This window comes from Roseovarius arcticus (assembly GCF_006125015.1).
Classification (GTDB): Bacteria; Pseudomonadota; Alphaproteobacteria; order Rhodobacterales; family Rhodobacteraceae; genus Roseovarius; species Roseovarius arcticus.
In genome coordinates this window covers 3,092,344-3,106,226 of sequence record NZ_SZZN01000001.1, presented here as the reverse complement: position 1 = coordinate 3,106,226, position 13,883 = coordinate 3,092,344, and the positions used below count along the sequence as shown (strand labels likewise).

The following is a 13,883-nucleotide window of genomic DNA, read 5'->3' as shown; positions in this document are numbered from 1 at the left end:
TACAGGGTGACGGACACGCGGTGCGCGAACGATCAAGGTGTGCCGCCGTTCAAAGATAAGGAAAAGAAATGTCTAAACGGGCACTGATCACCGGTCTAACGGGCCAGGATGGCGCATATCTGGCGCAGCTTTTGCTGGCAAAGGGATATGAAGTACACGGCCTCGTCCGCCGGAGCGCTTCCGCCGATGTCATAGATGCTCGCTTACGATGGCTCGGGATTGCGGGCGACATTCAGGTCCATGACGGCAATCTTACCGATCTGTCCAGCCTCATTCGCATCATTCGCGATGTGAAGCCTGATGAAGTTTATAACCTCGGGGCGCAGTCATTTGTGAAATCGTCCTGGCAACAACCGCTGCTGACTGGATCGGTTACCGCACTGGGCGGGCACAACATGCTTGAGGCGGTCCGCCTGGAGGCTCCCGAGGCACGTATTTATCAGGCTTCTTCCTCTGAGATGTACGGCCTGATCCAAGAGGATGTTCAGTCAGAAAAAACACCGTTCTACCCTCGCTCACCCTATGCTGTGGCTAAGCTCTACGCGCATTGGATGACGGTGAACTATCGTGAAAGCTTCGGACTGCACGCCTCTTCCGGAATTCTGTTCAATCATGAGTCGCCGCTGCGGGGCATCGAGTTTGTGACGCGGAAAATTACCGATGGTGCCGCGCGTATCAAGCTGGGTTTGGAGGACAAGCTTACCCTAGGCAATCTGGATGCGACGCGGGACTGGGGCCATGCACGTGATTTTGTGCGTGCTATGTGGTTGATGCTGCAACAGGAAGAGGCGGATGACTATGTCATCGCAACTGGCCGAACAACTTCAGTCCGGGACTTTTGCAAAATGACATTCTCTCTACTGGATCTTCGCATGGAGGATCACGTCGTCGTTGATCCGCGCTATCTACGCCCGGCTGAAGTAGATGTCCTTCTTGGCGATGCGACCAAGGCCCGTACCAAGCTTGGCTGGCAGCCGGAATGTTCACTTGAGCAACTTGTTTCCGAGATGGTCGATGCAGATATCGAGCGGATAAAGCTTCAGCAGAAACATTAAACGGATGACCGGAGATCCGTGCATTCTTGTACTAGGTGGCGGCGGCTTTGTCGGGGCCCATCTGCGCACTGCACTGTCCGCAAAGTTCGGAGCAAATGCACGGATTCTGAATAGCACCCGCAGTCCCCGAGATTCTACGACGTTAGCGTTGGATATTCGAGATATAGAGGCCGTCCGCGCGGTCGTCCGACGCGAGAGGCCGACACTTATCATTAACCTCGTCGGGATTGCCGCACCGAGTGAAGCAAGCCGCGATCCAGAGCTTGCTTGGGAATTACATGCGCTGGCGCCGGACCGCCTTGGGCGTATGTTGCTGAAAGAATCGCCAGATTGTTGGCTGTTTCACGTAAGTTCAGGTTTGATATACGGGCGTACTGCGCTGAAAGGCCCGCCTGTGGATGAAGCTGCGAGGCTAGACCCGATCGACACCTATGCCATGACAAAAGCCGCAGGCGACTTGGCCATAGGCGTTCTGGCTGGACAGGGATTGAAATGCCTCAGGTTGCGACCATTTAATCATGCTGGACCGGGTCAAACCGAAGATTTTGTAATTCCCGCATTTTCCGCCAAGATAGCGCGTATCAAACGAGGACAGCAGCCTCCTGTTATTCAGGTAGGTAATCTCGAAGCAGAGCGAGATTTTTTAGATGTTCGGGATGTGGTGGCTGCCTATACAGCCTTGATTGCGAAGGTGGACGATCTTCATTCCGGGGCGATTTACAATATTTCTTCCGGTCGTGCGGTTAGTATGCAGTATATCCTAGATCGCCTCATTCAGATGGCAGAGATCAAAATCGATGTCGCACCTGATCCCGCACGGCAACGTTCCAGCGATCTTCCTCGTATTGTTGGCTGCGTCGATGCGCTTGTGCATGATCTAGGATGGAAGCCTGCGTTCAGCTTGGAACAGACCCTCTATGAAACGCTTCTCTACCAGGAAGCGCGATTAACTTAACCGCAGCTAATCTTGGTCAGATTGATAGGCGCGGAATATGGCAAGAGCGCATTTGCTTGTCTCAGAAGTCGACTTCTGACTGAAGGTGACGGAGCTCTGCCCATTCTGATAAAAAAGCTCGATGCTGTCCTGCGCGTGTTTCTTCGGCCAACTGTTCAATGCGGTCGGCCACATGATCGGCCATGGCGTCCCAGCGAAAGGCGCGGGCCCGCTCGGGACCGGCGACTAAAGCGCGTGCCCGCACCTCTGGCTCGCGAACGGCGCACAGGGCAGTGCGCATCTCGTCAATGTCTGTTCCCGATACGAGCAGCGCAGCATCTCCAGCCACCTCTGCCAGTGAGCCAAGGTTAGTCGTGATTACCGGGCATCCACACGCCATCGCCTCGGCGACAGGCATGCCAAAACCCTCGTAGAGTGACGGATAAACCAGCGCCTCGGCGCCGCAATATGCGCGGGCGAGATCGTCATCGGAGAGCACAACCCGGCGCGCCTCCACCTTACGGCCGCCCATGCGAATCTTTGGAATTTCCTGCTCGCCTCCGACAAAGAGCACCGTAAGATCCTTGCGTGGCGCCATTCCTGAGAGCGCCTCTACGAGATGCGCCCCGTTCTTGTACCCGCCCTCATGCATGCGAGCGCCAACCACCATCAGGTAGGAACCAGAAAGATCGTGGACGCGCCGGAACATGTCTACTTCGGCGGCGGGGCGCGGTCTGAATACATCCGTTTCGATGCCGCAATGCGCGACGGTAACCCGATCCGGTGAAATTTCAGGATAGAACCGAAGAAGATCGTCACGTGTCTGGTGCGAAATGCAGATATGCGCCCGCCCATAGAGCATCGCGATATCCTTCTCTTGCCAGTCGCGGTGGATTAGATCATAGGCCATAACCTCGGCGATCATGTCATAGACAAGTTGAACGGAGGGTGTGCCGGCGCATGTGCTATAGTATGTTGATGCAAAAACGTCTGCACCGTATTGCTTGCAAATAGCCTCCAGCGCCTCCGATTCGGCGGCGCTCGGCGGAACTCTGTCACTGACAAATGATGCGAAGGGGATCATCTCTACCCCCTCAATCTGAGGACAGTTTCCACGGTCAAGCAAAATCACATCCATACGACGTGCAATGATTGGCAATATTGATCGCCAGACCCTCGCGATACCTGATTGAGCTCTTTGGAAAAAGACGCCATCCAAGACAAGCCGGATTCTTGTGGTCATATCCGCACTCCGGATTGGCGTGGCCCATGCGCCGCAGCCGTGTGGCGCATACGCAACTGCACGGCTTCATAGCGAGAAAACGGGAGCCCGTCGCTGTGTTCTGGCCATAAATCGAACCCAAGCCGCCCGAGGAACTTGTCTGGAGATTCTGCTGCGGCCTCAGGGACAAGCGCGCGTCCGTGTCTACGCAATATGTCGCGCGCCTCTAAAAGCCCGGTTGTCTGCCGCGACGTAGAGATGCCTTCAGGATTGTAGTAGTAGGCCACGTGCGGATCGTTAATCTTGTAAAATCTCGCTCCCTCCGTGATGGCGCGAATCCAGAAATCATAGTCACCAGCGGAGCGTAAACGCTCGTCGAACATGCCAATCCGGTCGTGCAAAGAGGACCGCCACATCGGGGCATTATGCGGCTGATTGAATTTAAAAAACCCATCGCGCGTCACAATCGGAAGGTCACTGATCACTCCTGCTCCTGCGATCTTGGCAAAATCAGCGTCCGGATCAGCGGAATAATAGAAATCTTGATATACAACGTCGACATCGGGCAGTGCGTCGAGTGTAGTCGTCTGCAATTCAAGAGAATCCTTGCGTCTAAGATCATCAAGATTGGCGTTGGTCAGATAATGCCCCCGCGCCAGCCCCACCCCTACATTCCAAGCCACGTAGATTCCGGCACGATAAGGCAGCCGGTGATATACGATGCGGTGGCCCAAGCGTTCCGCGTAGCGCGCCACGGCCTCGCCTTCGCCCTCTGGAGAGGCGGCATCAACCACGATCAACTCGCAGCGATCATTGAATATGCTTTGCGACGTGATATTTTCGAGATATTTCTCGATGAAATCGCCACCTCGCCAAACACTGCAGATGACGCTGACATCGACTTCTGATGAGCGAGGTAGCAGCGGGAAACGCGCATGGTGTTTGATGGGCGCTCCGCCAACCCGCGCCTTGGCCCGCCATTTTTTAACAGTCATTGAGCGGTCAGTACCCATGATAGAGAACTGGCTTACGTCATTGACGCTCTCAGTTTTCGCCCAATCCATTTCTTCTCCTACACGCTCAGCAAAATACTGTGCCATCAGATCATGTCGTTGCAAACCACCTGATTGAAGCATTAGCGCTGTGTCTTGCAAATCTGATGGGCTCGGATATCTGCCGAGAATATGCTCGTAAAGAGTTTTGACGTACTCCTCATCAGAAAGCTTGTTGACTGGCGCGGGCATTACGAATTTAGCTGAGAATTCAGCGTTAAAAAGTCCGCCTTTTAGAATGCGAGAGACATAAGCACCTTTAGTCGATCTCTCGACCCGGCGATCCAATTGCTTGGGTGAAAGCCATTTCCGCTGCCAACTTGCGATTTCTCTTCGACTTGGCAAGCGCCCAAGATGTTGCTTGAAAGCGGCCGTAATTTGGGACGCGCTGGCAGGATTCCGCACAAGGCGCTTGCGAAGGGATCGTACAATACTCACGGTATCAACCTCACTCGGTCTGCTGACTTTGAAATGACTCGTAAACCTCAGCGATCCCATCGTGCAGATTAGTCGACGGCGTCCACCCTAGGCGCCGAAGCCGGGAGCTATCCATCAGTTTACGCGGGGTCCCGTCAGGCTTTGTCTGATCGAAACGCAACTTTCCTTCAAAACCGACCACCCTCGCGATCGTCTGCGCCAAATCACGGATGGACGTTTCGATCCCCGAGCCAACATTGATATGCGCGTCATCCGAATAATTGCGTAGTAGGAACACGCAAGCGTCAGCCAAGTCGTCGACATGCATGAACTCGCGCAACGGCGTTCCCGAGCCCCAGATCTCGACGGTAGCATGTTTCGCCTCCATCGCTTCGTGCATCTTGCGAAGAAGCGCGGGCAGGACATGGCTGGACGTCAGATCGTAGTTATCACCGGGTCCGTAGAGGTTGGTCGGCATGGCAGAAATAAAATCCGCGCCGTGCTGCGCCCGGTAGGCCTGGCACAGCTTAATGCCTGCGATCTTTGCAATCGCATACCATTGATTGGTCGGCTCTAGTGGACCGGTGAGCAATGCGTCTTCGGGAATTGGCTGAGGGGCGAATTTGGGATAGATACAAGACGATCCCAAAAACAACAGCTTCTCGACGCCCGCGGCGTGTGCCTCGTGTATCTGATTCGCCCCGATCATCAGGTTATCGTAAATAAATTCCGCTGGCCGCGTATCATTGGCCATAATGCCGCCGACCCTTGCCGCCGCAACGATCACCGCGTCGGGCCTGTTGGCTACCATCCACTCGCGCACTGCCCGCGGATCGCGCAAATCGACGGATCGGTCGGAGGTCAGTACCTCGCAGGATTCGCGCTCAAGGCGACGCACGAGTGCCGAGCCGACCATTCCGCCGTGGCCAGACACCCAGACGCGCTTTCCAGTCAAATCATACATTTGAATCTCATTCTTATTCTGGATATTTTCGTTTGTTCTCGTTGTTAAGTAACAATGTCTACTGCGATTGTCGAATAGCATTACCCTAGTGAGACCGCAGGTGGAATACGTACAACACGTGTTCTGAGTTCCCTTGGACTGGGCCAGTCAGGAGGGGGGTTTGACTGAGGTCATCGCTATAGAATAGTCAAGTCTCGTTAGGCGGTGCGTAGTGCAGCCAAGCCTGCTAAGCTGGGGTTGCGAGAGAAATCACACCGTCCTCTAATGCATGAGAAGTGCCGATTGCATGAGAAGTGCCGATTGCATGAGAAGTGCCGATAAACGCACTCTCCGTAGGTCTGGCCACCTTCGCAATCATGCGCAAAATTCCGCCTGCCGAGTGCCTCACTCTTGGTGTCGCGCAGGTGCCGTCTCATTTGAAATGGCGCATCGGCATTGCCCGGGCTGCTGCGTCGATACCCATGTTGATTCATCTGCGATCCGCCACAAGCTTGCGGGGCAACCACTGGGCTTGTGCTTGTACTTCGGTTTCAATGACGTAGAATTTGCTGCGGAACTGCTGATGCGTTGCTCTTGTGGGAGAATTTCTTAGAAAATGAAGTTGAAGAAAAAAGCGTTGCGGATGCTTCCGTGCTGGAAGGCACAGTGCCCAACCGAAATGAAGAAACCATGCCAGTTGAGGCCAAATCCGCCGCTTCGTTTTGGATTAAATATTCATGGGTACTTCCTTTCGGAAATAGGCCTTGGCGAATCCGTACGTCTACTTTCGGCTGCCGCCGACACACAAAATTTTCCTACGGGGCTTATAAATCGGGAGCTGAAGGGTCGTCAGAATACTGATGTATTCAAGGACCGGCTTTCGACACCAAAGAGCGTCAAGGCAAGCCTCAGTGTTCTTGGTATCAACGAAGTTAAAAATCTTCGCAAAGACATTTGCACGAGGCAACATAATATCATTTACCCGTTCTGGGAGCTGGAAAAGCTACCTTCCAAGATCAAAGAGTCTTGTAACGAATTCGACAGCTTCTGGGCCCCCTCAAAGTTCATTTTTGATTGCTTGCAAGCTGAGCTATCAGCACCGGTACATCTGGTAAAACAGCCGGTAGACGTCCCCGCAACTAACCCATTGCCAGCGGTAAATGGTGGCAGCCTCAAGTTTCTGACGTATTTCGACTTCGACTCTTTTGCTGCCCGCAAAAACCCGGAAGGGGCAGTTTTAGCATTTCAGGCTGCATTTCCTCGCGAACGCAGCGACGTGCGGTTGACCGTAAAGACCCGCGGCCAACGGGATCATGGGCGTCGAGCTTGGCTGGCTGAGCAGGCGCAGAAAGATCCAAGAATAACAATTCTGGACAAGACAATTTCCGAAGCGGAAATGACTACGCTCATGCTGGATCACCACGCTTTCATCTCCCTTCACAGATCAGAAGGGTTCGGCCTGGGTTGCGCCGAAGCGCTGCTTGCAGGGCGCAGCGTCATCTGTACGGATTACGGAGGAACAAGAGATTTTATAAATGAGGAAACAGGTTTTCCGGTTGAATGGCGGTATCTTGCATTAAAGGACGGTGATTATGTTGGCTGGGAAAACGCCAGATGGGCCGATCCGTCAATTGAACAAGCCGCATCCAGATTGCAGGAGATTTACGACCAACCTGAGAAGGCGAAGCAGAAGACGTTAAACGGCGTAGACCTGTTAAGACGGGAGCATTCTTTTGGGGCGATAGGCAAAGTGATCACAAGAACTCTTGCGGCTTCTGGCTTGTGATTCCCTGTATGGCCAAAAGCCACTTATAACTGCGGTAAAAGTAACCACCTGCAGTGGTATCGCAGAGCTTGCGAAATGCTGTCGTGCCGGACTGCGTAGTAAATGTCCCGGAGCCCATCGCGCCGTGAGGCATCACCCAATTTCCCCTTTTAACATCCAATCTTGAGCCAAGTAACCCAGAAGAGCCACTTGCAGCGCCCGCTACGGGGGTTAGTACAACACTGCTGTCAATTCGATCCAGTCGAGTAGACGTTGGCAATCAAGCAACCTAAGGTAGAGAATATCTTTGGCAACTGAATATTCAAAAACTGGAAGAATGATGATCTCATGAAGTTGCCGGGCTGGGCTGAATTGATTTTCACATGCTTATGCATGCTCGTCACAGCGATACTCTTCTCCGTCAGCGTCGCGTCCAAAGATCAGGCCGCAGATGGTGAGTTTCGACGCTTGAGCGAGGATGGCGTTCAGGTTCTTCAAACACGTATGCAGACCTATCTGCAGGCGCTCCAAGGTACGGCCGCATTCCTTCGTGTTGCCGATAAAATGTCACATGCAGCCTTTGCAGACTACGTCAGCCAGCTAGAGGCGAAGACGCTTTTGCCAGGGGTGAGCGGAATTGGCTTTGTTCAGTCCGTTCCAGACGCCGAGATCGACGACTATCTGCGACGGACCCGGCAGGATGGGCAGCCAGACTACACGATAAAGAACCTTACCGGTGCTCAGACGCATTATCTGGTGAAGTACATCTATCCTATCAATGAAAACTTGAATGCACTCGGCCTTGATGTGACGTTCGAACCCGTGAGAAGGGAGGTTCTGGAGTTAGCCCGCGATACAGGCGAAGCTCAGCTGACACCTCCTATTCACCTCCTGCAACACGCAAAGGAACAGGCTGGTTTCCTGTTGCTTGTACCGTATTTTGCAAAAGCAGGCGCATCTTTAGCCGACCAAAATGGCAAAGGTGAGTTCCTTGGTTGGGTCTATGCCCCCTTCATAGCAAAAAACCTGCTGTCCGATCTCACACCCAGTTCAGGCGACAGTTATACATTCCACCTTTTCGATGGGTCGAGCGCGCTTCCTGAGAAAATGATTTTTGAAAATCATCTCGCAGGGGAAACTGAAGGCGCCCATTCGGCCACATACACTGTTGAACAGTTTGGACGTCCATGGACCATAGTCTTTCACAGCACACCGCGGTTCGATAATGCTTTTGAAAGCAACCAACCTGCTGTCATTCTGCTTGTCGGAATTCTGTTGACCGCGCTGCTGCTTTCCCTGTTTCGAGCCATAAATCGACGTAGCGAAGCGATGCGGGAAGTTGCGGATCTTCGCACGCGGCAAGTCGAGTCGCGAGATCGAGAAAATCAGGCAATCGTCGAGAATGATGTAATTGCAGTTTTTGTGCTAGATGCCGATGATGTCGTTCTATTCTCAAATCGCGCGGCGCAGATTATGTTGCGTCATGATGATCCAAGCCTTTCCGGTTTAAAATTTTCGGACCTGATCAAGGAAATCAAAACCTCGGGTGAGCAGCAGGACTACAATGCTCACGGCGCCGCACAGACCGGCCCTACATTATTCTTGGATTTGCAAAGAAACGAATGGACCAATGCAGACGGACACGGGCGAACCACAGCGATCGTTCGGGACGTCACGGCTCAGATCAAGGCCCAAGAAGATCTGACACGGGCAAAAACCTTGTATGATATGGCTCTCGAGGCCGGGCAGATCGGTGTATTTGATTTCAATTTTGTCACCGGCAAAATGGAAGTGTCAGGTACTTGGCTTCGCAATATGGGATATGACGAAGATGTCTTCGATATAGACCCGCAAGCCATGTTCTACTCGCGGGTTCATCCGGATGATTTGCTTGTCATGATGCGTACCGAAAAGGACTGCACCGAAGGCTTGAGTGAAAGGGCTGTCTCCGAGTTTCGTGTGAAATTCGGTGAGAACGAATGGCGGTGGATCCGCTCTGACTCGTCCATTGTTGAGCGTGCAGAGGACGGCACAGCAACCCGGATGATCGGCACCGAATGGGACGTGACCGAGCTTTATCAGGCACGCAACGCGCTGGAAGTGAGCGAGCAGAGGTTCCGACAAGTTGTTGCGGCCGCACCTGTGGGTATGGCCCTGGTGGACAGCAAGGGGCAGTTCGTGCTTGTAAACGACGCATTCTGCAAGCTGTGCGGCGTCAGCGAAGACCGGATCACGCAAGATGCGAGACTGGCAGACATGATGCCGCGTGAGGACATCAAGGAGATCTATATAGGCGTCTCGGCCATAACGCTGGCGGCTAACAAGCAGACATACTCGGCCCAGCACCGCATTTTGCGTAGCAATGGTGAAATCCGCTGGGGTCTGTTCAACATTTCCTGGACCTATGATCGCAATACTGACGAGAATTTCTACATCGTTCAGATTAACGACATCACGGATCAAAAGCGGCTCGACCAGATCAAGAATGAGTTTGTCGCGACTGTCAGCCACGAATTGCGCACACCGCTGACGTCGATCAAAGGGGCGCTGGATTTGGTAAAGGGTTCATCGGACCGGCCTCTTCCGAAAATGACTGCCCGCTTGGTCGAAATTGCACGCTCTAACGCTGATCGACTGTCGAGCATCGTCAATGATATTCTTGACCTAGAGAAGATTTCCTCGGGGGAGGTCGCGTTTAACTTTGAAACTCACGATCTCGCACCGATCATCAGCGCCGCAATTGAAGAAATGTCGCCCTTTGCGCTGACTCATGGCAATCAGCTGACGTTGCACCTGCCGGATGACCCGCTGAATGTGCGTGTTGATGCGAGCCGCATCAAACAAGTGCTCGCCAATCTTATATCTAACGCCTGCAAATATTCATCCAAAGACACAAAAGTCTTGATCAAAGCGGAGCGGATTGATGACTTTGCGATCGTATACATTCAAAATTTTGGCCCCGGAGTGCCTGAGAGTTTTCAGTCAAAGATATTTCAAGCGTTTTCCCAAGCAGACAGTACTGATACGCGCGCGATCGGCGGCACTGGTCTGGGCCTGAACATCACCCGAAAGATTATAAAACGCCATGAGGGCGAGATCGGTTTTGAAAGCGTTGCCAACGGTGTCACCGTGTTCTGGTTTACCTGCCCGATCTCCAAAGAGCTTGAGCAGCAAGATGAGCCATTCAGCGCCGCGAGTGACGTACATTTGACGGACTCCCCGGCCGAAAAGATGACTGTGCTTCACTTTGAAGAAGACAAGGATTTTGCGGAGGTGATCGCGTCAGCGCTCGCGCCGGTGGCAAACGTCATTCATGCGACGTCACTGACGGACGCGGCACAGATTTCGGCAAGCACGTTTCTGGATGCGGTGATCCTCGACTGCGCATTGCCGGGTGACGATGTGCGCATCTTCTTGGACAAGCTGGCAGCCCGGCAACCGGGCGCGCACCTTATCGGTCTGTCGGCCGACGAGGACCAGACCAGAGACCCCAGGCTACTGATTGATCTGATCAAAAGCAGATCAGAGCTGCCCGCAATCGTCAAATCGGTCAAGCGTTGTTTGGCAAGGGCCTCCTGAGATGGGCCACTGTCGCCACTCGCAAACTTGAACCGATCCCGTCACAATTCTGCCTGTATGTTTTTGCATTTGTTATATATTAGATTTTCAACGCAATTAATTCACTTCCATTCCGGCAGTGATCACGAGGCGCACATGATCAAGATTTTACACGTAGAAGATGATGCGGATATCCGGGAAATTGCAAAATTAGCGCTCTCGCTATCTGGACAGTTCGAGGTGCTTCAATGCGCCTCCGGCCAAGAGGCTTTGCAGCAGGTTGGGACGTTTCGCCCCGATGTGCTGTTGCTGGATATGATGATGCCCGGAATGACTGGCTGCGAAGTGCTCGATAAGATACGCGAAATGCCGTCCATACCATTCGGTCTGACAATTTTTATGACTGCGCGCGCACAGCATGCAGAGATTGAAAGGCTCCACGCTTGTGGCGCGGCGTCTGTGATCAGTAAGCCCTTTGACCCGCTTTTGCTGGGCGATCAGATCATGGCAGTTCTCGACGAGCATCGCATAAAGCTGAGCGCCTGACAGGACCACGAGGTCGGCTACGAAGTCACTTAGGGGGGGATTGGCTAGCTTTCCGCTCGTTCCCAATTCGGCGGCGGAATAGCAAAGATGACACCTAAGGTTGACGTTATTGCAAACGGGTCAAGAAGTTGACGCGCAGGGCTTCAAAGCCGTGTGATTGCTGATGCCAGAACCTTCAAGCGCGGTTTTCTGTAGACCAGTAATCATGGCGCGCGGTTTCATACGCGACGCTGGCTGCCTCGGCGCTGGAGTGGGCCTTGGCGATGGAGTCCATAATGGTTGCTTTGCTCTGCCAGATAAGGCGAATGGCATCGCCCGTGCTGACCCTCGCCTGAACGCGCGTGCCTGAATTGTCATAGAGTTCAGTACGCGAAAGCGACAGGTTCACGGCGTCCATCAACTGCGTCATATCAGGCCGCCAACCGCTCTCGGTGACGCAGACAAAGGTACCATTACCGGCGTAGGACATCAGAAATTGATGCCCATGCAGGGTATCGGAAATCACCTCGGCCACATCGGATACCAGGCTATAGAATTCAAATGAACTCATCCTCGCATGGATTTCTTCGATCTGGCGGATTGAGAATGCGAACGTCACCGATCCAAACAGCGAACTGCGCGACAACTGAGCCACGTAATTCTCCATAGCCAGATACTCAATCACGTTTTCCACTTCGAGAATCTTGATAGGCTCGTGAAGCAGCACGTCATTCGGGGGGGCTGGCATGTCGCCTTTGCGAATGACGGGTTTGACACCTAAAATCTTGCTGGTTCGACTTTTACGTGCCTCGACCAATTTGTCGACCAAGGCCAAGCGACCTTTTAGCTCGTACATCTCGAAGGGCTTGGTCACATAGTCGATAGCACCAGCGGCAAATGCAGCGTCTACATAGCGCTTTTCGGACATCGCCGTCAGCATGAGAATAGGCGTATCGGCGCAACGTGGTAACTCCCGCACCACACGTATCAGCTCGATTCCGTCCATGCCGGGCATCTGAATATCGAAAAGAAAGCAGTCGAATTGGCGCAGGCCGACGCGCTCTATGATTTCCAATGCCTCTTTGCCCGACGATGCGGTGACTATCTTGTGGCTGCCAGAAGCAGCGACAAAATGCGTGAGAAGTTCGAGAATAACCGGATCGTCATCGACCGCTAGAATTTTCATGTTCTCTCTCGCTTCTGCCAGTTGATACGGCGCACCTATGCACCGTGCTTGCGCACAACCCTACCGCGAAAAGAGGCGGAAATATGACCTTTGCTTTGAAATTAGTGAATTATTTACAATTTGGGCGATGAAATGCATATTTGCTGTCTACGTAGGCCAAATTTTTGATTTCTATGCGTCTTCAGGCATTGGTTCTGGGCCGCCTGCTGTGCGGATTTATCGCGGTTTGGTGTCCCGTGCGGGGCTGTCGTCACAGCTTGCGGCCTAAGCATTGCGAAGCATGCTGCGTTCATGTTGGCGCTTAGTGCTCTAAGGCTAAATGTATTTGAGCGCTCCGTATTCGCAACAAATGAAGAGGTTTTTCAATGTCCGATAGATCAAGCTGCCTAGTCACCAAGCTGTCACATTATGTGACCATGACCGACGCTGACAAATCCAGACTGGCGCACCTCGAAAAATCTGAACGAACCTTTGGCGCTGCGGTGGAAATCTACCAGGGCGGTGACGTCAACGGCGACCTCTATGTGGTCAAGCATGGCTGGGCGTTCAGTTACTTGGATCTGCCCGATGGCCGCAGACAGATCGTCAAAATTCACCACCCCGGTGACATCATCGGATTTCCGGATGTCGCATTGAAGCACCTGACGACGACCCTCTGCACAATGGAGGAGGTTTGCCTCTGTCCATTTCCTAAATCGGCGCTCGACGTCATTTTAAGAGAATCGCCAAGGCTGTCTGCCCTGCTGCTATCGATCGCGCTGCGAGAGCAGGTTGTCCTCATCGACCTTCTTCGAGCCATGGGACGGATGAGCGCCCGCGAACGGGTGAGCTATATGTTGCTTGACCTCATTTCCAGACTGAGGGTCACTAATCTGCGAATGACAAACACCATTCGCCTCCCCATGACCCAAAGCCAAATTGCCGATTATCTCGGCCTGACCAACGTTTATATCAGTAAAACACTGATCCAGATGGAAGAGGACGGCGTGATCCGCCGACAAAACAACCACCTGGAGTTGTTGCAGGAGGACAAGCTGATTGCACTGACAGATTTCCATGATCGCTATGCTGATATGGATACATCGTGGTTTCCGGCATAGCCACAAATGCTTTGCCGATTCAATCTAGATGCAGGCGGCAGCTTCGATGCTGCGGTACACCCAAGGTGTAGGACGGACAGGCGCTCTGTTCGAATGACCGGGAACTAACCTGACCAAGGCGACGTT

Annotated in this window: 10 protein-coding genes; 6 read left to right on the top strand and 4 right to left on the bottom strand. The window is 53.1% G+C overall.

Going from position 1 to position 13,883, the window contains the following annotated elements; genetic code table 11:
- Nucleotides 1-68 precede the first annotated feature (68 nt).
- Together gmd and MK6180000_RS14890 are read left to right on the top strand one after the other, a co-directional pair.
- Complete coding sequence (gene gmd, locus MK6180000_RS14895) at nt 69-1,055, top strand: GDP-mannose 4,6-dehydratase (RefSeq protein WP_138935442.1); 987 nt, start codon at nt 69-71, stop codon at nt 1,053-1,055.
- Nucleotides 1,056-1,059: 4 nt separating this feature from the next.
- A complete protein-coding gene (locus MK6180000_RS14890) occupies nt 1,060-2,010 on the top strand; it encodes an NAD-dependent epimerase/dehydratase family protein (protein ID WP_138935441.1) in 951 nt (316 codons plus the stop codon).
- Nucleotides 2,011-2,071: 61 nt separating this feature from the next.
- Here MK6180000_RS14890 and MK6180000_RS14885 read toward each other — a convergent pair whose 3' ends face one another.
- From MK6180000_RS14885 to fcl, 3 genes are all read right to left on the bottom strand, one after another.
- Nucleotides 2,072-3,073 (bottom strand): glycosyltransferase family 4 protein, encoded by a 1,002-nt coding sequence (locus MK6180000_RS14885; RefSeq protein WP_171054645.1) that lies wholly within the window; start codon nt 3,071-3,073, stop codon nt 2,072-2,074.
- Between the two features lie 155 nt (nt 3,074-3,228).
- On the bottom strand, nt 3,229-4,701 hold the full coding sequence (locus MK6180000_RS14880) for a glycosyltransferase (protein ID WP_171054644.1): 1,473 nt from the start codon (nt 4,699-4,701) through the stop codon (nt 3,229-3,231).
- Nucleotides 4,702-4,711: 10 nt separating this feature from the next.
- Entirely contained in the window at nt 4,712-5,644 is a 933-nt protein-coding gene (gene fcl / locus MK6180000_RS14875) for a GDP-L-fucose synthase (protein WP_138935438.1), read from the bottom strand.
- A 595-nt stretch (nt 5,645-6,239) separates the two neighbouring features.
- On the opposite strand from fcl, the gene MK6180000_RS14870 reads away from it, so the two are divergent.
- The 3 genes from MK6180000_RS14870 to MK6180000_RS14860 all read left to right on the top strand — a co-directional run bounded on the left by MK6180000_RS14870 (nt 6,240) and on the right by MK6180000_RS14860 (nt 11,492).
- Entirely contained in the window at nt 6,240-7,409 is a 1,170-nt protein-coding gene (locus tag MK6180000_RS14870) for a glycosyltransferase (RefSeq protein WP_138935437.1), read from the top strand.
- A gap of 327 nt (nt 7,410-7,736) precedes the next feature.
- The gene (locus MK6180000_RS14865) at nt 7,737-10,967 is read left to right on the top strand and encodes a CHASE domain-containing protein (protein WP_246040536.1); all 3,231 of its coding nucleotides are present in this window, start codon (nt 7,737-7,739) and stop codon (nt 10,965-10,967) included.
- Nucleotides 10,968-11,024: 57 nt separating this feature from the next.
- Nucleotides 11,025-11,492 (top strand): response regulator, encoded by a 468-nt coding sequence (locus MK6180000_RS14860; protein WP_342777729.1) that lies wholly within the window; start codon nt 11,025-11,027, stop codon nt 11,490-11,492.
- A gap of 175 nt (nt 11,493-11,667) precedes the next feature.
- Here MK6180000_RS14860 and MK6180000_RS14855 read toward each other — a convergent pair whose 3' ends face one another.
- On the bottom strand, nt 11,668-12,657 hold the full coding sequence (locus MK6180000_RS14855) for a response regulator (protein WP_138935436.1): 990 nt from the start codon (nt 12,655-12,657) through the stop codon (nt 11,668-11,670).
- 365 nt (nt 12,658-13,022) lie between these two features.
- On the opposite strand from MK6180000_RS14855, the gene MK6180000_RS14850 reads away from it, so the two are divergent.
- Complete coding sequence (locus MK6180000_RS14850) at nt 13,023-13,757, top strand: Crp/Fnr family transcriptional regulator (RefSeq protein WP_138935435.1); 735 nt, start codon at nt 13,023-13,025, stop codon at nt 13,755-13,757.
- The last annotated feature ends 126 nt before the right edge of the window (nt 13,758-13,883 follow it).